Origin of the sequence: Pseudomonas sp. CAN1 (assembly GCF_030462585.1) — a bacterium.
Lineage (GTDB): Bacteria > Pseudomonadota > Gammaproteobacteria > Pseudomonadales > Pseudomonadaceae > Pseudomonas.
Genome location: NZ_JASMRU010000003.1, coordinates 257845 through 281440 on the forward strand (window position 1 = coordinate 257845; position 23596 = coordinate 281440).

Below are 23596 nucleotides of genomic sequence, written 5' to 3' on the forward strand. Positions count from 1 at the left end.
CTTTTCGGCGCGGGCGCGGGGCTTATTGGTGGTCCTGGGGTTTCCAGCGCTTGAGCAGCAGGGCATTGCTCACCACGCTGACGCTGGAGGCGGCCATCGCCGCGCCGGCGACCATGGGGTTGAGCAGGCCGAAGGCGGCCAGCGGGATGCCCACCAGGTTGTAGATGAAGGCCCAGAACAGGTTCTGGCGGATCTTCGCGTAGGTGCGCCGGGAGATGTCCAGCGCCGCCGGAACCAGTCGCGGGTCGCCGCGCATCAGGGTGATGCCGGCGGCGTGCATGGCGACGTCGGTGCCGCCGCCCATGGCGATGCCCACATCCGCCGCCGCCAGGGCCGGGGCGTCGTTGATGCCGTCACCGACCATCGCCACTACCTTGCCTTGCTGGCGCAGCGCGCCGACCACAGCGGCCTTGTCGCCGGGCAGCACTTCGGCGTGTACGTCATCCAGGCCCAGGGCGTCGGCGACGACCTTGGCGCTGCCACGGTTGTCGCCGGTGATCAGGTGGCTGGCGATGCCGCGCTCGCGCAGGGCATCGATGGCGATTTTCGCGCCTTCCTTGAGGCTGTCGCCGAAGGCGAACAGGGCGATCACCCGGGCTTGCGGTTCACGCTCGATGAGCCAGGACAGGGTGCGGCCCTCGGTCTCCCATTGCTGGGCAGAGTCGGTGAGTGCACCCGGTTGCAGCTGCGCTTCGTCGAGCATGCGGCGGTTGCCCAGGGCCAGCAGGCGGCCATCGACGCGGCCCTGGATGCCGCGGCCGGTGAGGGCCTGGGTGGCCTCGGCGGCAACGGGGTTGAGGCTGCGTTCGGCGCAGGCGTCGAGCACGGCGCGGGCCAGCGGGTGTTCGCTGCCGCGTTGCAGGGCGCCGGCCAGGGCGAGGGCTTCGGCCTCGCCGCCGATCGCTGCGAGGTTGGTGATGCGCGGCTGGCCGGAGGTGAGGGTGCCGGTCTTGTCGAAGGCCACGGCGGTCACCGCGTGGGCGACCTCCAGGGCCTCGGCATCCTTGATCAGGATGCCGTGTTTGGCTGCCACGCCGGTGCCGGCCATGATCGCGGTCGGGGTGGCGAGGCCGAGGGCACAGGGACAGGCGATGACCAGCACGGCCACGGCATTGATCAGCGCCTGTTCCCAGCCGGCGCCGGCGAGCAGCCAGCCGACCAGGGTGAGCAGGGCGATGCCGATGACTACCGGGACGAACACGTTGCTGACCTTGTCCACCAGCTTCTGGATCGGCGCCTTGGCCGCCTGGGCGTCTTCCACCAGGCGGATGATGCGTGCCAGAACGGTCTCGCCGCCCAGCGCGGTGGTCTTCACGCGCAGCACGCCTTCGCCATTGATGGCGCCGCCGGTAACAGGATCACCGACGTCCTTGGGCACCGGCAGGCTTTCGCCGGTGATCAGGGCTTCGTCGGCATGGCTCTGCCCGGCGAGCACTTCGCCGTCCACCGGGAAGCGTTCCCCGGGGCGCACCAGCACTTCGTCACCCAGGCGCAGTTCGGCGATGGCGACGTCTTCCTCGACGCCGTCACGCAGGCGGGTGGCGCGCTCGGGGCGCAGGGCTTCGAGGGCGCGGATGGCCGCTGCGGTCTGGCGCTTGGCGCGGCTTTCCAGGTACTTGCCGAGCAGGATCAGGGTGATGACCACGGCGCTGGCTTCGAAGTACAGGTGCGGCATCTGTCCCGGTGCCGCGCTGTACCAGAGGTAAAGGCTCAGGCCGTAGCCGGCGCTGGTGCCGAGGGCGACCAGCAGGTCCATGTTGCCGCTGCGGGCACGCACGGCCTTGTAGGCGGAAACATAGAAACGCGCACCGATGAGGAACTGCACGGGCGTGGCGAGGAGGAATTGCGCCCAGGCCGGCAGCATCCAGTGCTGGCCGAACCAGTCGCCCACCATCGGCAGCACCAACGGCAGCGACAGCAGGATGGCGGCGGCCAGCCACCAGCGCTCACGCGCCAGGCGCGCCACGGCCGGGTCCACGGCAGGCTGGTCGGATTCGATGGGGCGGGCCTGGTAGCCGGCCTTGTCGACGGCGGCGATCAGCGTAGCGGTGTCCACCGCGCCGAGCAGCTCGACGTGGGCGCGCTCGCTGGCCAGGTTGACGCTGGCCAAGCGCACGCCGGGGACCTTGTTCAGGGCGCGTTCGACGCGGCCGACGCAGCTGGCGCAGGTCATGCCTTCGATGCTCAGTTCCAGGCTGTGGGCCGGTACCTGGTAGCCGGCCTGTTCGACAGCGGCAACCAGCGCCGGCAGGGTGTTGCCGCCGGACGGTGCGGCGAGCTGCACGCGGGCCTGTTCGCTGGCGAGGTTGACGCTGGCGTCCTGCACGCCGGGCACTTTGCGCAGGGCGCGCTCGACGCGGCCGGCGCAGCTGGCGCAGGTCATGCCGGAGACGGGCAGGTCGAGTTCGATGGGGTTGGCGCTGCTCATGGGGCTTTCTCCCTGAAGTTCCCCGATAGCATCAACCTTGACACGAGGGCAAGGTCAACCCTCGTTCGCTGCCAGTTTGTCGCAGGTCAAACCGCTGGGCCGAATGTCAGCTGCCGCTGGAAACCGGCATCAGGTAGAGGCCGCTCTCGCTGTTGGCGATGCGGAACTTGCGCACCTCGCCGGCGTGCAGTTGCACGGACTGCGCGCGCAGCGGCTCGATGCCGCTGCGGCAGAGGCCGGAGTTGGCGGTCTGCAGGCGTAGCGAAACCTCGCCCGGCGGCAGGTTGAGGGCCACCTCGCCCTCGGGTTGCAGGCGCGAGACCTTCTGGTCCTGCACGTAGAGATCGATGTCGCAGGCGGTTCCGGTATCCACCCGTTCGCGGCTGACGATCAGCACGGCGTAGGACACCGGCTGGGCATCCGGTACCGGCCAGGAGCCCGGTGAGGGCGGTTGCGAGGACGGGCTGGACGGCTGGGCGGGCGCGGAGTCGGGCATGCCGTCGGACCACGCCGTGGCAGGCAATGCCAGGCAAGGCAAGGCAGCGAGGAAAGCGGCAAGGGGCAGGAGGGAACGGCGCATGGGCGTTCTCCGATGTGTCGGCAGTTTCCGCAGCTTGGCTTAGAGGCTGACGTAGGACAAGCCCGAAGCGCTTTCCACGAGAGACGCTTGACCTTGCCACGATGGCAAGGTCGACACTGTGCGCAACGTTTCATTCATCAGAGGAGAGATTCCATGCATACCTTCAATGTCAAAGGCATGAGCTGCGGTCATTGCGTGCGGGCCATCACCCAGGCGGTGCAGGCGCTGGACGCGGCGGCAGACGTGCAGGTCGACCTGGGCGCCGGTGAAGTCCGCGTGGCCAGCCGGCTGCAGGATACGGCGATCCTCGCGGCGATCCGCGAGGAAGGCTACGAAGCCGAGGCGGCGTAAGCCGTCATCCCTCCGGGCCGGTGTCCTGCCGGCCCTCAGGCCTGCGGTGCGTGCCAGTCGCGCACCAGGCCACGGAATACCGCATCGAACAGCTGGTGGGTTTCCTCCAGCGGGTCGAACAGCTGCGGGTCGCGCAGCCAGTCGCTGAGCAGGCCGAAGATCATCGCGTGTACCGCACGGGAAGCGATCCTAGGATTCACCCCAGGCATCAGTCGCACGCGGCATTCCTCGCGGCTGAACAGCTGCTCGCAGAGTTCGATGAACTGGTGGACGAACTGGTTGTGGCGCTCCTCGGCGTCGCGCAATTCGTCAGTGAACTCGCAGCGTTGCAGGAGGATGGTGAGGATGCGCCGGCGCTGCTCGTCGCGGGCCAGGTTCTCGACCACTTCCACGCTGAGCTGGAACAGCGACTCGATGGGATCGTGACCGTCGCAGCCGGACAGGCGCTGGGCCAGTTGCTCCGGCGGCAGGCGGACCTGGTTGAGCATGTCGTTGAACAGGTGCGCCTTGTTCTGGAAGTGCCAGTAGACCGCGCCGCGGGTCACTCCGGCGGCTCGGGCGATCTCTTCGAGGCTGGTGTGGGAGACGCCTTTCGTAAAGAAAAGGCCTTCAGCCGAGTCAAGAATCGTCTGACGTGTACGTTCCGAATCTTCTTTAGTTCTTCGCATGGCGCTTGCTGCTATACAGGCTAGGATCACTGAGTGATGGGCAGTTTACTGATTTTATAGCGCGAACAGTGCTTTACAGACACTGGCGTAGGTAAACGTCACGCAGTCGTCATCCCCCCGCGTACGCAGTCAGTCATTTCCATGGAGAGGTTACATGCCGTTTGCCCGCCGTTTGCCCGTCGCATTTGCTGTCGTTGGGTTTTCCGCCCTGTGCTCCTCGTGGGCGTGGGCAGAGGACAAACCCGCCGCGGCGGCGCCTCCTCCTCCGGCTGTGACCATCGAAGTGGCGAAGAGTGCGCCGGTGCCTCTGACACTGGAATATGCCGCGCGCACCGCTGGCTACCGCGAAGTGGAAGTGCGCGCCCAGGTCAGCGGCATCCTGCAGCGGCGCACCTACGAAGAGGGGCGGCCAGTGAAGCAGGGCCAGGTGCTGTTCCGCATCGATCCGCGCCCGTACCAGGCGGCGCTCGGCCAGGCCCAGGGTTCCCTGGCCCAGGCGCAGGCGCGCTATCGTCAGACCGATCGCGACCTGCACCGCATCCGCGAGCTGCAGAAGAAGGGCTACGCCAGCGAAAGTGAACTGGATCGCTACATCTCCAACTTCGAACAGGCCAAGGCCGACGTGGAAGCTGCGCGCGCCAACGTGCAGGCCAAGCAGATCGACCTCAACTACACCACGGTGACCGCGCCGATTTCCGGCATGGCGAGCAAGGAAGTGCGCTCCGAAGGCAGCCTGGTGGCCGCCTCCGACCCCAACTCCAGTCTGCTGACCAAACTCACCCAGCTGGACCCGGTCTACGTCAACTTCGCCTACCCGGACACCGAGGCCGCGCGCCTGCGCGACGGCGTGCAGAGCGGCAAACTGTCCCTGCCCGAGAACGGCAAGCTGGCCGCCGAGCTGCGCTTCGGTGACGGCAGCAAGTACGCCATCGATGGCGTGGTCGATTTCACCGACAGCTTCGTCAACACCGGCACCGGCACCGTGAATGCCCGCGCCGTGGTGCCCAACCCGCAGAACCAGCTGATCCCCGGCCAGTTCGTCCGCGTGCTGATCAAGGGCATCACCCGCAAGGCCGCAGTGACCGTGCCCGAGCGCGCCCTGGCTCAAGGCCCGCGCGGCACCTTCGTCTACGTGGTGGACAAGGACGGCTTCGCCCGCGTGCGCCAGGTCACGACCAACCAGACCGTCAACGGCCGCTGGATCATCGATGCCGGCGTCGACGATGGTGATCACGTGATAGTCGACGGGGTGCTCAAGGTCCGCCCGGACCAGCCGGTGAAAGCCAGCGAGGCACCGCAGGGGACCGAACAGCCCGCCCAGGCCCAGTCCTAAGGAGCGCCCATCGTGATCTCGCGCTTCTTCATCGAACGTCCCGTGTTCGCGATGGTGATCTCCATCGTGATCCTGCTCGCCGGCCTCGTCGCCATGCGCGCGCTGCCCATCGCCCAGTACCCGGAGATCGTCCCTCCGGAAGTCTCGGTGACGGCCTCCTATCCCGGCGCCAGTTCCCAGGTCATCGCCGAAACCGTGGCGGCTCCGCTGGAGCAGGAAATCAACGGCGTGGAGGGCATGATCTACCAACTGTCCAACTCCGACGCCAGCGGCGCCATGAGCCTGACCGTGTACTTCGAGGTGGGCACCGACCCCGATCAGGCCACCATCGACGTCAACAACAAGGTGCAGGCGGCGCTCGCCAAGCTGCCCGAGGAAGTCCGCCGGCAGGGCGTGAAGGTGGAGAAGAAATCCTCCGACATCCTCCAGGTGGTGACCCTGTTCTCCCCGGACAACTCCCGCGATCCGATCTTCATCAGCAACTATGCGCTGATCAACGTGATCGACGACCTCAAGCGGATTCCCGGTGTCGGCGATGTCAGCCAGTTCGGCTCCAAGGACTACGCCATGCGTGTCTGGCTGCGCCCGGACAAGCTGGCGCAGTACAACCTCACGCCCACTGACGTGGTCAACGCGATCCGCGAGCAGAACTCGCAGTTCGCCGCCGGCAGCTTCGGCCAGCAGCCGATGAAGGAGCCGCAGGACTTCACCTACATGGCCACGGCGCAGGGGCGCTTCACCGATCCCAAGGAGTTCGAGAACGTCATCCTGCGCAGCGATGCCACCGGCGCCAGCCTGTTGCTCAAGGATGTGGCGCGGGTCGAACTGGGTGCCCAGGACTACTCCCTGGTGACTTCCCTGAACGGCCAGCAGAATGCCGCCTTCGGTATCTACCTGCAGCCGGGCGCCAACGCGCTGGACACCGCCCAGGCCGTGCGTGACCACATGGATGCGATGGCCAAGCGCTTCCCGCAGGGCATCACCTACAAGATCCCCTACGACACCACGACCTTCGTGAAGGTCTCCATCGAGGAGGTGATCCACACCTTCATCGAGGCGCTGATCCTGGTGATGGTGGTGGTCTTCATCTTCCTGCAGAACATCCGCGCCACGCTGATCCCGGTGCTGGCGATCCCGGTGTCGCTGGTTGGCACTTTCGCTGGCATGTACCTGATGGGCTTCTCGATCAACCTGTTGTCGCTGTTCGGCATGGTGCTGGCCATCGGCATCGTGGTGGACGACGCCATCGTGGTGCTGGAGAACGTCGAGCGGGTGATGCGCACCGAGAAGCTGAGCCCCAAGGAGGCGGCGATCAAGGCCATGGAGGAGGTGACCGGGCCTATCGTCGCCATCGTCCTGGTGCTCTGCGCCGTGTTCATCCCGGTCGGCTTCCTCGGCGGCCTGGCGGGGCAGATGTACAAGCAGTTCGCGATCACCATCGCGGTGTCGGTGGTGATCTCCGGCATCGTCGCGCTGACCCTGTCGCCGGCGCTCTGCGCGCTGATCCTCAAGCCCGAGCACAAGGAACCGGCCGCGCCGTTCCGCTGGTTCAACCGCACCTTCGAGCGCATCACCAACGGCTATGGCGCCGGGGTGCAGTTCTTCCTCAAGCGGGCGGTCCTGGGGCTGGTGCTGTTCGGCGGCATGATCGCCCTGCTGGTGATCCTGTTCGGCCGCGTGCCCGGCTCGCTGGTGCCCGACGAGGACCAGGGCTACGTGCTCAACGCCTACTTCCTGCCGCCGGCCGCCTCGCTGACCCGCACCGAGAAGCTCACCAACGAAGTCACCCACGAGCTGATGAAGCACCCGGCGGTGCAGGACGTGGTGACCTTCGCCGGATTCGACATCCTCACCTTCGGCACCCGCAGCAACGCCGGGGTGTCCTTCGTCCCGCTCAAGGACTGGAAGGAACGCACCACGCCGGAGCTCGACGCGCGCAACCTGACCCGTGAATTCATGAAGATGGGTGCCGGCCAGGAAGACGGCGTAGTGATGTCCTTCAACCCGCCGCCGATCACCGGCATGAGTACCACCGGTGGCTTCGAGGCGTACATCCAGGACCGCAGCGGCGGCACCTCCGAGCAACTGGAAGAGGTGACCATGAAGTTCCTCGCCGCCGCGGCCAAGCGCCCGGAACTGGCGGGGGTCAACACCACCTTCAACGCCAACGTGCCGCAGTACTACGTCGATCTGGACCGCGTGAAGGCGCGCTCGCTGGGCGTGGCGATCAACGACGTGTTCACCGCCATGCAGTCCACCTTCGGCAGCTACTACGTCAACGACTTCACCCTCTACGGGCGCACCTGGCAGGTGTCCCTGGAGTCGGAGCCGGAGTTCCGCCGCAAGCCGGATGACCTCAGCCAGGTCTTCGTGCGCTCCTCCACCGGCGACCTGATCCCGCTGACCACGCTGGTATCGGTCAAGCGCATCCTCGGCCCGGACTCCTACGCGCGCTTCAACGTGTTCCCGGCGGCCAAGCTGCTCGGCGGCCCGGCGCCGGGCTACAGCTCCGGCCAGTCGCTGGCGGCCATGCAGGAAGTGGCCGACCAGGTGCTGGGCGAGGAGTACTCGCTGGCCTGGATCGGCTCGGCCTACCAGGAACTGGCGACCCAGGGTTCGGGCAGTACTGCATTCATCTTTGGCCTGATCCTGGTGTTCCTCATCCTCGCCGCCCAGTACGAGCGCTGGACGTTGCCGCTGGCGGTGGTCACCGCGGTGCCCTTCGCCGTGTTTGGCGCGATCCTGGCGATCTGGCTGCGCGGGCTGGACAACGACGTGTACTTCCAGGTCGGCCTGGTGACCCTGATCGGCCTGGCGGCGAAGAACGCCATCCTGATCATCGAGTTCGCCGTGCTGTGCCGCGAGGAGCAGGGCATGGGCCCGGTGGAAGCGGCGCTGGAGGCGGCCAAGCTGCGCTTCCGCCCGATCGTGATGACCTCCCTGGCCTTCATCCTCGGTTGCGTGCCGCTGGCCATCAGCACCGGCGCCGGCTCCGCCAGCCGCCACTCCATCGGCACCGGGGTGATCGGCGGCATGCTTGCCGCCACCCTCCTGGCGACCTTCCTCATCCCGATGTTCTACATGCTGGTGGAAGCCGCCGCCGACAAGGTCAGTGGCCGCAAGGCGAAGGACAAGCCCGCCGCAGACGGGGCGCACGAAATCTGACGGTGCAACGGGCCCGCTCGCCACGGGCGGGCCCGTGTCTCCCCAAGCTTCGACAGTTGCTTAGCGAGCTTGCTAATTTTTCGGCGGACGCCAAAATGCATGGCTTCGCCGCGCCCTCGCTGCGCGCCAATCCGTCATGCCCACCGGTCTGCCCGCACGTTGCATCGTCACTGGGCGGCCCCGTGCGCCCAGGTGATCCATGAACCTCCGCATCCTGCTGATCCTCGGCGCACTGAGCGCCTTCGGGCCCATGGCCATCGACTTCTACCTGCCCAGCTTCCCGACGCTGGCGCAGGCTTTCGGCACCGACGTCGAGCACGTGCAGCTGAGCCTGTCGGCCTACTTCGCCGGGCTTGCCATTGGCCAGTTGCTCTACGGCCCGCTGGCCGACCGCATCGGCCGGCGCATGCCGCTGCTGCTGGGGGTGAGTATCTTCACCCTGGCTTCCATCGCCTGCGCCTTTGCGCCGAACCTGGAGTGGCTGATCGCTGCGCGTTTCGTCCAGGCGCTGGGCGGTTGTGCCGGGATGGTGATCTCGCGGGCGGTGGTGCGTGACCTGTGCGACCCGATTGCAGCGGCCAAGGCCTTCTCGCAGCTGATGCTGGTGATGGGGCTGGCGCCGATCCTCGCGCCGCTGGGCGGTGGGCTGCTGCTCAGTCTGTCCGGCTGGCAGTCGATCTTCTACACCCTGACGGTATTCAGCGCGCTGGCCGGCGGCGCCATCGCGCTGTGGCTGCCGGAGACCATTCCGGCCGGGCCGCGTGCGCCGCTGCGTGGGGCACTACGGCAATACGCTGCGCTGTTCCGCGACCGCGCCTTCATTACCTATGCGCTGACCGGCGGGGTGGCCATTGCCGGGATGTTCTCTTACATCGCCGGCTCGCCCTTCGTGTTCATCCAGCTCTACGGCGTCCCGGCCGAGCACTACGGCTGGATCTTCGGCAGCAACGCCGCGGGCTTCATCCTGATGGCGCAGGTCAACGCACGGCTGCTGCGCTATCGCGGGCCGGGCTTCTGGTTGCGGCGGGCGGTGTGGGTGTACTTCGCCTGTGGCGTGCTGCTGCTGGGGATCACCCTGGCCAAGCCCGAGCACCTGTGGCCGCTGCTGGTGCCGCTGTTCGGCGCCATTGCCAGCCTGGGCTTCCTGATGCCCAATTCTTCGGCCTGCGCCATGGCCAGCCAGGGCCGGCATGCGGGCAGTGCTTCGGCGCTGATGGGCAGCCTGCAGTTCACCGTTGCGGCCGGCGCCTCCGCGCTGGTCGGTGCATTGCACGACGGTACTGCACTGCCGATGGCCGTGGTGATCACCGTCTGCGGCCTGATCGCCGCCATGTTGGGCTGGCTGAGCGGGCAGATCAGCGAACGCGCCGCCTGATCAACTGGCGGCGCGCTGCACCAGCTCCGGCAACTGGTGCGGTGCCTTCAGCCGCGCTTCCAGGGTAGCGACGAAGCTGCGCGCTTCGAGCTCGCTACGGAAGCGCACGGCCTGCTGGTCGAGGCAGACTTCCCACGGCTGGTCTTTGCGGAGGCTGGATGGACGGACGAGGATGTTCATGAAGCTCACCCCTGCACGGTCATTGAAAAGGGACCCTCAGTGTAGTCCTGTAGCGTGACGGTAAAGGGTGCGACCCAGAGTCGCCGATGTGCGGCCGTAAGCTCCTGCAATTGCCGCGAAATGCCTTGATTACGGGGCTTCCGAGTTAGTTCGCGAGGCTTGCCGGCATCGCGCCGAAAACTCTTGAAAAGGATTCGTCGCCCCGTCGCCGGCCTACGACCAAAGGTTGATGGTGAGGGGCCGATCCCCGTCCATACTCGTTGTTCGACCTCGATAACAACAATAAGAGGCATGACGATGAGTTACCGGCAGTCCCACGACCGCTCCATCGCGGACCCTTCCGCCTTCTGGGCCGAGCAGGCGTCCCGCGTGGCCTGGTACCGCGCCCCGCAGCAGACCCTGCAAGCCTTGCCCGACGGCAGCCACCGCTGGTTCGCCGATGGCCGCCTGAACACCAGTTACCTCGCCCTCGACCGCCAGATCGAACTGGGCCGCGGCAACCAGACCGCGCTGATCTACGACTCCCCCGTGACCAATACCCAGCAGCGCTTCAGCTACAGCGAGCTGCGCGACGAGGTGGCGCGCCTGGCCGGCGCCCTGCGCGCACTTGGGGTGGAGAAGGGCGACGGGGTGATCATCTACATGCCGATGGTGCCGCAGGCTGCAATGGCCATGCTCGCCTGCGCGCGCCTCGGTGCCGTGCACTCGGTGGTGTTCGGCGGCTTCGCCGCCCATGAACTGGCGCTGCGCATCGACGACGCTCGGCCCAAGTTGGTGCTCACCGCGTCCTGCGGGCTGGAGTTCGAGCGGGTCATCGAATACAAGCCGCTGGTGGACAAGGCGCTGGAGCTGGCCACGCACCAGCCGGCCCATGTGCTGGTACTGCAACGTCCGCAGGCGATGGCCGAGCTGCGCGCCGGCCGCGATCTGGACTGGCGCGAAACCCTGGCCCACGCGCAACCGGCAGACCCGGTGGAAGTCGCCAGCGGCGATCCGCTGTACATCATGTACACCTCCGGCACCACCGGAAAGCCCAAGGGCATCGTCCGCGACAACGGTGGCCACGCCGTGGCGCTGAGCTATGCGCTGCCGACCATCTTCGGCCTGCAGCCGGGGGATGTCTGGTGGGGCGTGTCCGATGTCGGCTGGGTGGTGGGGCACACGCTGATCGTCTACGGGCCGTTGATGAACGGCTGCACCACAGTGTTCTACGAGGGCAAGCCGGTGCGCACGCCGGATGCCGGCAGCTACTGGCGGGTGGTCGAGGAGCACAAGGTCAACAGCCTGTTCTGCGCGCCCACGGCGATCCGTGCCATTCGCAAGGAAGACCCCCAGGGCGAGCTGCTCAAGCGCTACGACCTGAGCTCGCTGCGTCACCTGTTCCTGGCCGGCGAAAAGCTCGACAGCAGCACCCAGCACTGGCTGGAGGAACTCACCGGCAAGGCGGTGCATGACCATTGGTGGCAGACCGAGACCGGCTGGCCGGTGACCGCGCCCTGCACCGCGCTGGGCGACCATGACCTGCGCGCCGGTTCTACCAACCGCGCGGTGCCCGGCTACCACGTGCAGGTAGTGGACGACGAAGGTCGGCTGCTGGGGCCGAACGAGCAGGGCTCCATCGTCATCGCCCTGCCGCTGCCGCCCGGTTGCGCGCAGACCCTGTGGAACGATCACCCGCGCTACCTGCAGGCCTACCTGAAGACCTATCCCGGCTTCTACCACACCGGTGACGGCGGCTACGTGGACGAGGAGGGCTTCGTCTACATCATGGGCCGCACCGATGATGTGATTAACGTCTCCGGCCATCGCCTTTCCACGGGCGAGATGGAGGAACTGCTGGCGTTGCATGAGGCAGTGGCCGAGTGCGCGGTGATCGCCGTGCAGGACGACCTCAAGGGCCATGTACCGCTGGGCCTGGTGGTGCTCAAGGATGGCGCGCAGACCAGCGAAGCCAACCTGCAGCGCGACCTGGTGGCGCTGGTGCGCGAGCGCATCGGCGCGCTGGCGTGCTTCCAGCGTGCGGTGGTGGTCAAGCGCCTGCCCAAGACCCGCTCCGGCAAGATTCTCCGGGCGGTGCTGCGCAAGATTGCCGATGGCGAGAGCTACACACCGCCGTCGACCATCGATGACCCGGCCATCCTCGGCGAGATCGCCGAGCGCCTCGGCCAGGCCGGGCTGGCCAAGGCCGGCTGATATCCCACGACGCCGGCACTACCGGCGTATTTCCAGGGCCGCACTCGTTGCGGCCCTTTTTTATCCGCCAGCTGCCGCCACACCTGCCGTACATCGCCCAACCTTGGACCGGCAGTTGATGCGGCCAGTTGCCAGCTAAACTAATGGCACCTGGCCTCTATCGGTAGTATTGCGCCCATGAACCACCGCCTTCTTCTCGACGCCGAGGAGCTTGAAGCTCTGCGCGAAGTCAGCACGCGGGCGCTGCGCAAGCCGTTGGTGCTGCTGGTGGACGACAACCGCGAAAGCCTGGGGCGAGTACGTGGCCTGATCGAGGGTGCGAACCTGCGCTGCGTGACCGCGCGCAGCGCCGAGGCAGCGTTGCGGCGCATCCGTCGTGACGAGAAGACCATCGACCTGCTGGTCACCGGCCTGCGGGTGGAGCGTGACGGTGCGGGGCTGGACCTGATCCGCGAGCTGAGCAGCATCGGCACTTTCCTGCCGATCATCGTGTTGTCCGGCCAGGATGACCTGCGGGAGATTTATGCGACAACGCCGCTGAACGTGCTGGATTTCCTGGCGAAACCGGTGGATTCGGCGAGCTTTCTGCATTCGCTCAATCGTTGCCTGTGAGCGCAGGTGCTGGGCGGTTCGCGAGCAAGCTCGCTCCTACAGTTACGCCTGGCACCGGAGTGCTCTTCGTAGGAGCGAGCGTGCTCGCGAACCCCGCCACCTGAAACCGACTAAAGCGTCTGTGCCTTGAAGGTGTCGCACTTGCCTGGCGCGCCGCTCTCGAAGCCGATCTTGAACCAGCGCACGCGCTGCTCGGACGAGCCGTGGGTGAAGGAATCGGGCATCACCGTACCGCGCGCCTGGCGCTGCAGGTGGTCGTCGCCGATGGCATTGGCGGCGTTCAGCGCCTCTTCCACGTCGCCCGGTTCCAGCCAGTTCAGGCGCTGCTGGGCATGGTTGGCCCAGACCCCGGCGAAGCAGTCGGCCTGCAGTTCCTGGCGCACCGAAAGACCGTTGGCGCCTTCCATGCGTGCGCCGCGCTGGCGGGCGGCGTTTATCTTCGCCGAGATGCCCAGCAGGTTCTGTACGTGGTGGCCGACTTCGTGGGCGATCACGTAGGCCTGGGCGAAGTCGCCGGCGGCGGAGAACTTCTGTTCCATTTCGCGGAAGAAACCCAGGTCGAGGTACACGCGGTGGTCGCCCGGGCAGTAGAACGGCCCGACCGCCGAGGAGGCGAAACCGCACGCCGAGTTCACCCCGCCGTTGAACAGGATCAGCTTGGGCTGCTCGTACTGCTGGTTGCTGCGGGCGAAGATTTCGCCCCAGGTGTCCTCGGTGTCGCCGAGGATCGAGCGGACGAAGTCCACCTGCGGATCGGCGCCGGTCGCCGGTTTGCCCTGGGTCGGCCGAGCTGGTGCCTGCTGCTGGGAGACGTCCATCTGGCCGAGCAGCGAGCCGAGGATGGTCATCGGGTCCTGCCCGGAGAGCAGGCCGATCACCACCACGATGGCCACGCCGCCCAGGCTCAGGCCGCGGCCGCCGATGCGCATGCCGCCGCCACCGCCAGCGCCGGTTTCATCGCGGGCATCCACTACGTTGTCGCTGCGTCGTCCTTTGCGCCAAAGCATGGCGGCATCTCCATCGAACAGGTGGGTTCAGTGTTGTCTTCAGTGGGGCTGGCCGCCAGCCCGGTCGTCAGGCGAAGCGGTGCAGCAGTTCAGCGCGGGCCAGCAGTTGCACGTCGCCGCCGACGCGGACGTCGTCGTCCTGGCCGACCTGTACGTCGAGCCGGCTGGGGCGGCCGACGAAGCGGCCCTGGGCCAGCTGGAACAGCTCGCCACGGCGAGCCTTGCCCAGCTCCACCAGGTAGGCGGCGACGGGGCCGGCAGCGCTGCCGGTGGCAACGTCCTCGATGATCCCGGCGCCGTCCCAGGTGCGGCCCTCGCGATTATCCACATCCAGCACGAAAACGAAGGCGGCGTTGAGCTTGGCCAGCTCGTCTGTCAGATCCGTGCGCTGGCGCACGCGGTCCAGGGCCTCGCTGCGTACGGGCAGCAGCAGGTAGGGCAGGCCGGTACTGACCACGGCGGCGGGGTAGTCGGCGAGGTCGCTGGCGGTCAGCGAGAAGGCCTCGGCGAACCAGCGGCGCGCCTCATCGTCGAGCACGCTGCCGAAGTCGGCGGCGCCCTGGTTCATCTCGGCGTGGAAGCCAGCGCCGCGCCGGCGGGTGGCAACCTTCACCTGCTTGGCTGGCAGCTCCAGGGTCCAGTGCTCCTCCTCGCCGCGCTGGTGCAGGTGGTGCAGCAGTGCGGCCGCGCCCAGCACCGGGTGGCCGGCGAAGGGCAGTTCCTCGTCGACGGTGAAGATGCGCGCCGAGTAGGTGTCCAGCGAGGCGGACGGGAACAGGAAGATCGACTCGAACTGGCGCAGCTCCTGGGTCAGCGCCAGCAGGGTCTGGGCGGGGATGCCACGGGCGTCGGGGAACACCGCCAGGCCGTTGCCGGTGAGCGGCTGGTCGGCGAAGACGTCGAGCTGCCAGTACTGTTGCGCGGACATGGGCCTCCAGATGCCGCCCTTGAGCGGCGCAAAGAAAAACTCGACAGCCAGCCTAGCGAGCTATATGTTCGCCGACAAGAAAGCGCAGGTCACAGCGCCGCGCTTTCCAGGCCACCGCAGTGGCCGGCGTCGCTCGGACGGTTCCGGGCGCCTACGTTCATCAGAGGACACCATGACTGAACCCCGTTCAGCTCGTCGCTTTGCGCGCATCGATCGCCTGCCCCCCTACGTTTTCAACATCACCGCCGAGCTGAAGATGGCCGCCCGCCGCCGTGGCGAGGACATCATCGACCTGTCCATGGGCAACCCGGACGGGGCCACGCCGCCGCACATCGTCGAGAAACTCTGCCAGGTCGCCCAGCGCGAAGACACCCACGGCTATTCCACGTCCCGTGGCATCCCGCGTCTGCGCCGCGCCATCTCGCACTGGTACCGCGACCGCTACGACGTGCAGATCGACCCGGAAGCCGAGGCCATCGTCACCATCGGTTCCAAGGAAGGCCTGACGCATCTGATGCTCGCCACCCTGGACCACGGCGACACCATCCTGGTACCCAATCCCAGCTACCCGATCCACATCTACGGTGCGGTGATCGCCGGCGCCCAGGTGCGCTCGGTGCCGCTGGTGCCGGGGATCGACTTCTTCAACGAGCTGGAACGGGCGATCCGCGAATCGATCCCCAAGCCGAAGATGATGATCCTCGGCTTCCCCTCCAACCCCACCGCGCAGTGCGTGGAGCTGGACTTCTTCGAGCGCGTGGTCGACCTCGCCAAGCGCTATGACGTGCTGGTGGTGCACGACCTGGCTTACGCGGACATCACCTTCGATGGCTGGCAGGCCCCGTCGATCATGCAGGTGCCCGGCGCCAAGGACATCGCGGTGGAGTTCTTCACCCTGTCCAAGAGCTACAACATGGCCGGCTGGCGCATCGGCTTCATGGTCGGCAACCCGGAGCTGGTCTCGGCGCTGGCGCGGATCAAGAGCTACCACGACTACGGCACCTTCACCCCGCTGCAGGTGGCGGCCATCGCCGCGCTGGAAGGCGACCAGCAGTGCGTGCGCGACATTGCTGACCAGTACCAGAAGCGCCGCGATGTGCTGGTGAAGGGCCTGCACGAGGCCGGCTGGATGGTGGAGAACCCCAAGGCGTCGATGTACATCTGGGCGAAGATTCCGCCGGCCTATGCGCACCTCGGCTCGTTGGAGTTCGCCAAGAAGCTGCTCAAGGACGCCAAGGTCTCGGTATCGCCGGGTATCGGCTTCGGCGACTACGGCGACGACCACGTGCGCTTCGCCCTGATCGAGAACCGCGACCGCCTGCGCCAGGCCGTGCGCGGGATCAAGGCGATGTTCCGCGCCGACGGCCTGTTGCCGGCCAAGGCGGAATGATCGGGTACCGATAACGAAAAGGGCGGCCAACTGGCCGCCCTTTTCGTTGTGGAGTCCCTCACCCCATCCTGCTCGCGGAGCATTGCACGCGGGAACCTGGAGAGTGCCCCGCGCGCCGGAAGCCCCATCCCACCTCCACCAGCTTTCAGGGGTGAGGGAGTGCCTTGCTGTCAGTTCAGTGGGCGGGGTAGTCCGCCAGCACTTCGCGCTGGCCGGCCTTGTTCAGCCCGACCACCTGGTAGGCGTCGTGCCGGTCGCCCATTTCCATGCCGGGCGAGCCCATGGGCATGCCCGGTACCGCTGCGCCGATCAGGTCGGCACGCTCGCGCAGCTTGAGCACATCGGCTGCGGGCACGTGGCCCTCGACGAACTTGCCGTCGATCACGCCGGTGTGGCACGAGCCCATGCTGTGCGGCACGCCCAATCTGGTCTTCACTGCACTCATGTCGGCTTCGACGTGATCGTTGACGGTGAAGCCGTTGTTTTCCAGGTGCTTGATCCAGTCCTTGCAGCAGCCGCAGTTGGCATCGCGGTGCACGTCGATGGTCAGCGGTTCGGCGGCCTGGGCGGCGCCGGCGACAAGGGCGGTGAGCAGAAGCAGGGTGCGCATGGCTAAGCCTCGAAAATCGAACGCGACCGAGCATACTCCCGCGGTTGCCCCGGCCCCACCCGGCGTTTGTTTCCTCGTATGACGCGCCGGCCAGAACTTGCCGCGCCGTGCGGGGTCTGTTGCTGATCAGTGGCGCGTCCGCGACTCCCGGTCGCAGGTGAGGACGCTCGGCAAGGGCCGCAAGGCCAAGGAGAAATCGGATGCTCTTCGCCCGTCTCGTCCTGCTGGTCCAGGCTCTGGTCTGGGGTGGCCTGGGACTGCTCTACTGGATTCGCCCCTACGAGATGGCCAACCTCAGCGGCATGCTGCTGATGGAGCCGTCATCGGTGAGCGATGCGCGGGTGTTCTACGGCGGCCACCAGTTCGCCCTGGCGCTGTTCCTGGTGTTCGCCCTGCGCCGCCGGCTGCTGGTGCGGCCAGCGCTGATCCTGGTGATCCTGGTGCAGCTGACCCTGACATTGTCGCGCCTGCTGATCGCCTGGACCGAGGGCGGCATGGAGTGGGATGCGCAGCTGGCCGGGGTGGTCTATCGCGGGGTGATCTCGGCGCTGGCGATCTTCGCGCTCTATTGGCTGGAGCGGCAGTCGCGCAATCGCGCGGTGGTGGTGCGCGAGGCGGAAGAGCCGGAGCAGCGCAAGGCGGACTTCGAAGGGCTGTAAGCGGCGGACGATATGAGCTGTGCAAGAGCGGCGCAGCCTGCCGGCCGGCGGCGGCGCTGCCGGGTTACCCCCGCTCCGTGCTATCGTATTGATTTTGCGGTAGATGCAGCGCGGAGCCAGCATGAAGTTCGTACACAAGCGTGAACACCTGAACGAAGGCGACCTGGTCGTCATCGAGTGCTCCATGACCTGCAACATCCGCCTGATGACCGACGCCGCCTTCCGCAGCTTCAAGAACGGCGGCCGCCACGTCTACCACGGCGGCGCGTTCGACCGTTTCCCGGCGAAGATCAAGGTGCCCAGCACCGGCGTGTGGAACGTCACCATCGACACCGTCACCCGCCGCGCCATCAGCGTCACGCGCAAGGCCGACTTCAGCTACAGCATCAAGTTCGTGCGCAAGTCGCCGTCGAACTACAGCTGATCCCTATTGCCCCGCATGCGCGGGGAAATCCTTGAGCAGGCGGGCGATGCCTTCGTCCACGGCCTGCTGGGTGATCTTCGGGTCGTGCAGCTGGCGCGCCACCTGCGCCTGATAGAGCAGCGTACCGCTTGCCTCATCGAGAATCTGCAGCGCCAGGCGCGCCTGTTCCTGGTCGGTGATCTGCGTCTGGGTGATCACCCCGGAGCTGGTCGCCACCGGGCGCTGGATGACGCCGGTCTGGCTTTCCAGGCCGACGGCATAGATCACCCGCAGCTCTCCCGAGTTTTCCTGATAGCGATAGCCCTTGGCTTCCAGCGCGCGGCGCACGGCGAGATCGAAGCGGTCTTCCAGGTCCTCGCGGTGGCCCTGGGCGCGCACGGCCTGGACGAAGAACGTGGTTTGCCGGCCGTTGGCGGCGGGCGAGACGCTGATGTTGGCGGGATCACTGCCGGCGCAGGCGGCCAGCAGCAGGCAGAGCAGGGGAAGGATCAGCCGGGACATGGACGTGCCTCTTGTCATTGTCCCGCAAGCGTAGCCGCCGTGTAGTGGCGCGCCGCCCAACCCTTGGTTGGGCGGCGGTGAGGCTGTGTCAGCGGCGCGTCAACAGCACGCCGGCTTCCATGTGGTGCGTGTAGGGGAACTGGTCGAACAGGGCGCAACGGCTCACCTGGTGGGTGTCGTGCAGCTGGGCGATGTTCTGCGCCAGGGTCTCCGGGTTGCAGGAGATGTACAGGATGTTGTCGAAGCGCCGGGTCAGCTCGCAGGTGTCCGGGTCCATGCCGGCGCGCGGCGGGTCGACGAACACGCTGCCGAACTCGTAGGACTTCAGGTCGACATCGGCCAGGCGGCGGAACGGGCGCACCTCGTTCAGCGCCTGGGTCAGCTCCTCGGCGGAGAGGCGTACCAGGGTGACGTTGTCCACGGCGTTGTCGGCCAGGTTGGCCAGGGCTGCGTTCACCGAGGTCTTGCTGATCTCGGTGGCCAGCACCTTGCGCACACGGGTGGCCAGCGGCAGGGTGAAGTTGCCGTTGCCGCAGTACAGCTCCAGCAGGTCGTCGTCGCGCTGGCCGAGGGCTTCGTACGCCCAGTTGAGCATCTTCTGGCAGACCTCGCCGTTGGGCTGGGTGAAGGCGCCCTCCGGCTGGCGGTAGCGGAAGAGGCGGCCGGCGACGGTGAGCTCTTCGCTGACGTAATCACGGCCGACGACAAGGCGCTTGCCACGGGAACGGCCGACGATGCTCACGCCCAACTCACTGGCCAGCTTCTCGGCGGCGGCCTGCCAGGTCGCATCCACCGGGCGGTGGTAGCACAGGGTGATCATGGCGTCGCCCGCCAGGGTGGTGAGGAACTCCACCTGGAACAGCTTGTGGCCCAGCGTCGGCTCGGCCCAGGCGGCCTTCAGGCGCGGCATCAGCGCGTTGATGCGCTGGCTGGCGATGGGGAATTCCTCGATCAGGATCGGCGTGTGCTTGTCGCCCTGCTCGAACATCGCGTAGTGGCGTGCCTCACCCTCGCGCCACAGGCGGAACTCGGCGCGCAGGCGGTAATGCTCGCGGGGCGAATCGAACACTTCCGGCTCGGGCGCGGCGAAGGGCGCCAGCAGCTCGCGCAGGCGCGCGGCCTTGTCGGCCAGCTGGCTGTCGTATTGGGCGGGATCGAAACGCGGACTGCTCATGGGGAAAACTCTTCAAAGGGCCCGGAGTTGCCGGGCCGCTTTTCATCTAATGACAACTCGGAACCATCGGGGCTCGCGAGCTAGGTCAGACAAGGCGCCAGGTCGATTCGGAAGCGGAGTTTACGACTGTAAATGAGCATTCCGGATTGACCTGGCAACGCAGTATGGCCGACGCGCAGCAGCCCCTTCACTCAAGCGTTGAACCAGCCCAGCTTGATCACGAACAGAATCGACAGGATGACCAGTGCCGGGTTCAGCTCGCGGAAGCGGCCGGACAGCAGCTTGCAGGCGGTCCAGGTGATGAAGCCGAAGGCGATGCCGTTGGCGATGGAGAAGGTCAGCGGCATGGCCAGGGCGGTCACTACCACGGGGGCGGCGACAGTCAGGTCGTCCCAGTCGATCTCGGCCAGGCCCGAAGCCATCAGCACGGCGACGAAGAACAGTGCAGGTGCGGTGGCGAAGGCCGGCACGTTGCCCGCCAGCGGGGCGAAGAACAGCGCCAGCAGGAACATCACCGCGACCACGATGGCGGTCAGGCCGGTACGGCCACCGGCGGAAACGCCCGCTGCCGACTCGATGTAGCTGGTGGTGGTGGAGGTGCCCAGCAGCGAGCCGACCATGGCGGCGGAGCTGTCGGCGATCAGTGCGCGGCCCATCTTCGGCATGTGCCCGTCCTTGCCCATCAGGCCGGCGCGCTTGGCCACGCCGATCAGGGTGCCGGAGTTGTCGAACAGGTCGACGAAGAGGAAGGCGAAGATCACGCTGAACAGGCCGATGTCCAGCGCGCCCTTGATATCCAGCTGCAGGAAGGTTGGCGCCAGCGACGGCGGCATCGACACCACGCCACCGAACTGGGAGACGCCGATGGCGATGGAGATGAAGGTGACGACCAGGATGCCGATCATCACCGCGCCGGTCACGCGGCGGGCTTCCAGGGCGACGATCAGGATGAAGCCGAGGATCGCCAGCAGCGGTGCGGGCTTGGCCAGGTCACCCATGCCCACCAGGGTGGCCTGGTTGGCGACGACGATGCCCGATTCCTTCAGCGCGATCAGCGCTAGGAACAGGCCGATGCCGGCGGCAATCGCCGAGCGCAGCGCCAGCGGGATGCTGTTGATGATCCACTCGCGGATGCGGAAGATCGAGATGATGAAGAACATGCACGCGGAGAGGAACACCGCGCCGAGGGCCACCTGCCAGGTGTGGCCCATGTGCAGGACCACGGTGTAGGTGAAGAAGGCGTTCAGGCCCATGCCGGGAGCCAGGGCGATCGGGTAGTTGGCGATCAGGCCCATCACTGCCGAGCCGATGGCCGCGGCCAGGCAGGTCGCCACGAAGATCGCGCCTTTATCCATGCCCGTCTCGCCGAGGATGCTCGGGTTGACGAAGAGGATGTAGGCCATGGTCAGGAAGGTAGTGATACCCGCCAGGATCTCGGTGCGCACGTTGGTGTTGTGCGCTTTGAGTTGGAACAGCTTTTCCAGCATGTTTGGCTCCCCGTGACGCTTTGCGCGCCGTTGTCGATCTGGCCGGGAAAAGCAAAGCACAGGCATGTCACATGCGCGTGCGATTCTTGTGGCCGGCAAAAGGCGCGCATAATACCAGCTTGCCCTGTGCCGGAGAATTTCTGACCGGACCGGCAGCATCCGTTCGTCTGCAAGCTTAGTCGCGAGCGCCGACCAAGGGAGTGCAACTTGTGTGCTGGCGGTGGTCTGACTCTTCATGACCTTGGCCATAACCCCGGCCTGACCGGGCCATCCTGTCCGATTCGTAGTCGATGAAACGCTCTATTCCGATCCTCTTGACCTCATTGCTGGTCACCTCATTGCTGAGTGCCTGCGCCGGTGCGCCGCCGTCGGCTCCGCAGCACACCTTCGATGTCCACGCCGTGGCCGAGAAGCCCACGGCCAGTACCCGCACCCTGGCCGATCCGCAGGGCAAGGCCGTGCTGGTGGCGACCCATCCCGCCCTGACCCAGCGCGATGTACAGCGCGCCGAGCTGGCCAGCGTGGCCGACGGCAAGCCGGCGGTGCGCGTGCTGTTCACCCCCGAGGCCAGCCAGCGCCTGGCGAAACTGACCCAGGAAGAGCAGGGCAAGGCGCTGGCGGTGGTCATCGATGGGCAACTGCGCCTGCTGCCGAAGGTGACGCGGGTAGTAACCGATGGGCAGGTGATGCTGCAGGGTTTTGCCAGCCAGAGCGAAGCGCAGACGCTGGTGCAGCGGCTCAACGAGCTGCGTGGTGTGCCGGTGCAGCCGGAGCAGAAGTCCGGTGGGCAGCCGTAGCTTCTTTATAGGGGCTTGAGAAAGCTGGCTCTGCGTAGGGCGAATAACCTGGAACAGGTTATCCGCCGCTTACCCGGTGGCGGATAACGCTGGCGCGTTATGCGCCCTACGAATATGCCACGCTCCCGTGGTCTACATCGGCACGGAATGCTTTTCGTAGGAGCGAGCTTGCTCGCGAACCGCACAACTCCGACGCCAGGCTGGAATCCGTTCGCGAGCAATAACGATGGCGTCCCCGCGCTCCTAATGGTCTGGCCCGCCTTCGGCCCCAATGAAAAAGCCCGGCAGATGCCGGGCTTTTTCTTTTCGCGGTTCGCGGGTTCGGCTTAGGCGCCGTACACCGGGAACTTGGCGCAGATGGCCTTGACCTTCTCGCGCACGCCGTCCACCACGGACTCGTCGCCCATGTTGGTCAGGATGTCGCAGATCCAGCCGGCCAGCTCGCGGCACTCGGCTTCCTTGAAGCCGCGGGTGGTCACGGCGGGGGTGCCGATGCGCAGGCCGGAGGTGACGAACGGGGAACGCGGGTCGTTCGGCACGCTGTTCTTGTTCACGGTGATGAAGGCACGGCCCAGGGCGGCGTCGGCGTCCTTACCGGTGATGTCCTGCTTGATCAGGGACAGCAGGAACAGGTGGTTCTGGGTACCGCCGGAAACCACGTCGAAGCCGCGCTCGATGAACACGCTGGCCATGGTCTGGGCGTTCTTCAGGACCTGCTGCTGGTAAGCCTTGAACTCGGGCTGCAGGGCTTCCTTGAAGCACACGGCCTTGGCGGCGATCACGTGCTCCAGCGGGCCACCCTGGGCACCCGGGAAGACAGCGGAGTTCAGCTTCTTCTCGATCTCTTCGTTCTTGCGAGCGAGGATCAGGCCGCCGCGCGGGCCGCGCAGGGTCTTGTGGGTGGTGGTGGTGACCACGTCGGCGAACGGTACCGGGTTCGGGTAGACGCCAGCGGCGACCAGACCGGCCACGTGGGCCATGTCGACGAACAGGTAGGCACCGACCTTGTCGGCGATGGCGCGGAAGCGGGCGAAGTCCAGCACCTGGGAGTAGGCGGAGAAGCCGGCGACGATCATCTTCGGCTTGTGCTCGACGGCCAGGCGCTCGACTTCGTCGTAGTCGATCAGGCCGGCGTCGGTGATGCCGTACTGCACGGCGTTGTACAGCTTGCCGGAGGAGGAAACGCTGGCGCCGTGGGTCAGGTGACCGCCGTGGGCCAGGCTCATGCCCAGGATGGTGTCACCGGCCGACAGCAGGGCCAGGTAGACGGCAGCGTTGGCCTGGGAGCCGGCGTGCGGCTGGACGTTGGCGTAGTCGGCGCCGAACAGTTCCTTGGCGCGGTCGATGGCCAGTTGCTCGACGACGTCGACGTACTCGCAACCACCGTAGTAGCGCTTGCCCGGGTAGCCTTCGGCGTACTTGTTGGTCAGCACCGAACCCTGGGCTTCCATCACCGCCGGGCTGGTGTAGTTCTCGGAGGCGATGAGCTCGATGTGCTCTTCCTGGCGCTGGGCTTCCTGCTCCATCGCGGCGAAGAGTTCGGCATCGTAGCGGGCGAGGGTCAAATCACGGCTGAACATGGCGGTCCTCTTAAGGATCGGGTGCTGGGGGAAAGGCGCGCATTCTAACCCAAGGCGCCGGTGCTGGCACATGAAAGGCGGTCATGTGGCGGACAAGCGGGGTTCAAGGCCAGGAGAGGCGCGGAATTAGGCGCAGATTGGCGCGCGCGTAGGA

Annotated in this window: 21 protein-coding genes; 10 read left to right on the top strand and 11 right to left on the bottom strand. The window is 66.6% G+C overall.

Going from position 1 to position 23596, the window contains the following annotated elements:
• Positions 1-22: 22 nt before the first annotated feature.
• Both QO207_RS06770 and QO207_RS06775 read right to left on the bottom strand, forming a co-directional pair.
• Positions 23-2428, bottom strand: coding sequence for a heavy metal translocating P-type ATPase (locus QO207_RS06770; protein WP_301531722.1), 2406 nt, complete (start codon positions 2426-2428; stop codon positions 23-25).
• Between the two features lie 106 nt (positions 2429-2534).
• Complete coding sequence (locus tag QO207_RS06775) at positions 2535-3008, bottom strand: hypothetical protein (RefSeq protein WP_301531723.1); 474 nt, start codon at positions 3006-3008, stop codon at positions 2535-2537.
• 153 nt (positions 3009-3161) lie between these two features.
• On the opposite strand from QO207_RS06775, the gene QO207_RS06780 reads away from it, so the two are divergent.
• Positions 3162-3359 carry a heavy-metal-associated domain-containing protein gene (locus tag QO207_RS06780; RefSeq protein WP_301531724.1) on the top strand — a complete coding sequence of 66 codons (198 nt, stop codon included), beginning with the start codon at positions 3162-3164 and terminating at the stop codon, positions 3357-3359.
• 35 nt (positions 3360-3394) lie between these two features.
• On the opposite strand, the gene QO207_RS06785 is transcribed toward QO207_RS06780, so the two are convergent.
• The gene (locus tag QO207_RS06785; RefSeq protein WP_301531725.1) at positions 3395-4027 is read right to left on the bottom strand and encodes a TetR family transcriptional regulator; all 633 of its coding nucleotides are present in this window, start codon (positions 4025-4027) and stop codon (positions 3395-3397) included.
• A 154-nt stretch (positions 4028-4181) separates the two neighbouring features.
• Between QO207_RS06785 and QO207_RS06790 the strand changes: the two genes are divergently transcribed.
• The 3 genes from QO207_RS06790 to QO207_RS06800 all read left to right on the top strand — a co-directional run bounded on the left by QO207_RS06790 (position 4182) and on the right by QO207_RS06800 (position 9900).
• Complete coding sequence (locus QO207_RS06790) at positions 4182-5360, top strand: efflux RND transporter periplasmic adaptor subunit (RefSeq protein WP_301531726.1); 1179 nt, start codon at positions 4182-4184, stop codon at positions 5358-5360.
• A gap of 12 nt (positions 5361-5372) precedes the next feature.
• Positions 5373-8525, top strand: a complete 3153-nt coding sequence (locus QO207_RS06795; RefSeq protein ID WP_301531727.1) for an efflux RND transporter permease subunit — start codon at positions 5373-5375, stop codon at positions 8523-8525.
• 199 nt (positions 8526-8724) lie between these two features.
• A complete protein-coding gene (locus QO207_RS06800; RefSeq protein ID WP_301531728.1) occupies positions 8725-9900 on the top strand; it encodes a multidrug effflux MFS transporter in 1176 nt (391 codons plus the stop codon).
• Here QO207_RS06800 and QO207_RS06805 read toward each other — a convergent pair whose 3' ends face one another.
• Entirely contained in the window at positions 9901-10080 is a 180-nt protein-coding gene (locus QO207_RS06805; protein ID WP_301531729.1) for a hypothetical protein, read from the bottom strand.
• Between the two features lie 297 nt (positions 10081-10377).
• Here QO207_RS06805 and QO207_RS06810 point away from each other — a divergent pair, with 297 nt between their 5' ends.
• On the top strand, positions 10378-12273 hold the full coding sequence (locus QO207_RS06810) for a propionyl-CoA synthetase (RefSeq protein ID WP_301531730.1): 1896 nt from the start codon (positions 10378-10380) through the stop codon (positions 12271-12273).
• Between the two features lie 177 nt (positions 12274-12450).
• Positions 12451-12885, top strand: a complete 435-nt coding sequence (locus tag QO207_RS06815; protein ID WP_301531731.1) for a response regulator — start codon at positions 12451-12453, stop codon at positions 12883-12885.
• Positions 12886-12995: 110 nt separating this feature from the next.
• On the opposite strand, the gene QO207_RS06820 is transcribed toward QO207_RS06815, so the two are convergent.
• Both QO207_RS06820 and QO207_RS06825 read right to left on the bottom strand, forming a co-directional pair.
• Positions 12996-13892 carry a neutral zinc metallopeptidase gene (locus QO207_RS06820; protein ID WP_301531732.1) on the bottom strand — a complete coding sequence of 299 codons (897 nt, stop codon included), beginning with the start codon at positions 13890-13892 and terminating at the stop codon, positions 12996-12998.
• Positions 13893-13959: 67 nt separating this feature from the next.
• A complete protein-coding gene (locus tag QO207_RS06825; protein WP_301531733.1) occupies positions 13960-14820 on the bottom strand; it encodes a PhzF family phenazine biosynthesis protein in 861 nt (286 codons plus the stop codon).
• A 172-nt stretch (positions 14821-14992) separates the two neighbouring features.
• On the opposite strand from QO207_RS06825, the gene alaC reads away from it, so the two are divergent.
• Positions 14993-16210, top strand: a complete 1218-nt coding sequence (alaC, locus tag QO207_RS06830) for an alanine transaminase (RefSeq protein ID WP_301531734.1) — start codon at positions 14993-14995, stop codon at positions 16208-16210.
• Positions 16211-16385: 175 nt separating this feature from the next.
• Here the strand turns inward: alaC and QO207_RS06835 are convergent, their stop codons facing one another.
• Positions 16386-16820 (bottom strand): DUF411 domain-containing protein, encoded by a 435-nt coding sequence (locus QO207_RS06835; protein ID WP_301531735.1) that lies wholly within the window; start codon positions 16818-16820, stop codon positions 16386-16388.
• 200 nt (positions 16821-17020) lie between these two features.
• On the opposite strand from QO207_RS06835, the gene QO207_RS06840 reads away from it, so the two are divergent.
• Together QO207_RS06840 and QO207_RS06845 are read left to right on the top strand one after the other, a co-directional pair.
• The gene (locus QO207_RS06840) at positions 17021-17479 is read left to right on the top strand and encodes a DUF4345 family protein (protein WP_301531736.1); all 459 of its coding nucleotides are present in this window, start codon (positions 17021-17023) and stop codon (positions 17477-17479) included.
• Between the two features lie 103 nt (positions 17480-17582).
• Positions 17583-17903, top strand: a complete 321-nt coding sequence (locus tag QO207_RS06845) for a DUF1883 domain-containing protein (protein ID WP_301531737.1) — start codon at positions 17583-17585, stop codon at positions 17901-17903.
• Between the two features lie 3 nt (positions 17904-17906).
• Here the strand turns inward: QO207_RS06845 and QO207_RS06850 are convergent, their stop codons facing one another.
• From QO207_RS06850 to QO207_RS06860, 3 genes are all read right to left on the bottom strand, one after another.
• Positions 17907-18404, bottom strand: coding sequence for a DUF4136 domain-containing protein (locus QO207_RS06850; protein WP_301531738.1), 498 nt, complete (start codon positions 18402-18404; stop codon positions 17907-17909).
• 88 nt (positions 18405-18492) lie between these two features.
• On the bottom strand, positions 18493-19578 hold the full coding sequence (gene trmA / locus QO207_RS06855; RefSeq protein ID WP_301531739.1) for a tRNA (uridine(54)-C5)-methyltransferase TrmA: 1086 nt from the start codon (positions 19576-19578) through the stop codon (positions 18493-18495).
• A 191-nt stretch (positions 19579-19769) separates the two neighbouring features.
• On the bottom strand, positions 19770-21065 hold the full coding sequence (locus tag QO207_RS06860) for an NCS2 family permease (protein WP_301531740.1): 1296 nt from the start codon (positions 21063-21065) through the stop codon (positions 19770-19772).
• Between the two features lie 290 nt (positions 21066-21355).
• Here QO207_RS06860 and QO207_RS06865 point away from each other — a divergent pair, with 290 nt between their 5' ends.
• Entirely contained in the window at positions 21356-21862 is a 507-nt protein-coding gene (locus QO207_RS06865) for a hypothetical protein (RefSeq protein ID WP_301531741.1), read from the top strand.
• 326 nt (positions 21863-22188) lie between these two features.
• Here the strand turns inward: QO207_RS06865 and glyA are convergent, their stop codons facing one another.
• Positions 22189-23442 carry a serine hydroxymethyltransferase gene (gene glyA, locus QO207_RS06870; protein ID WP_024763060.1) on the bottom strand — a complete coding sequence of 418 codons (1254 nt, stop codon included), beginning with the start codon at positions 23440-23442 and terminating at the stop codon, positions 22189-22191.
• Positions 23443-23596: the final 154 nt, after the last annotated feature.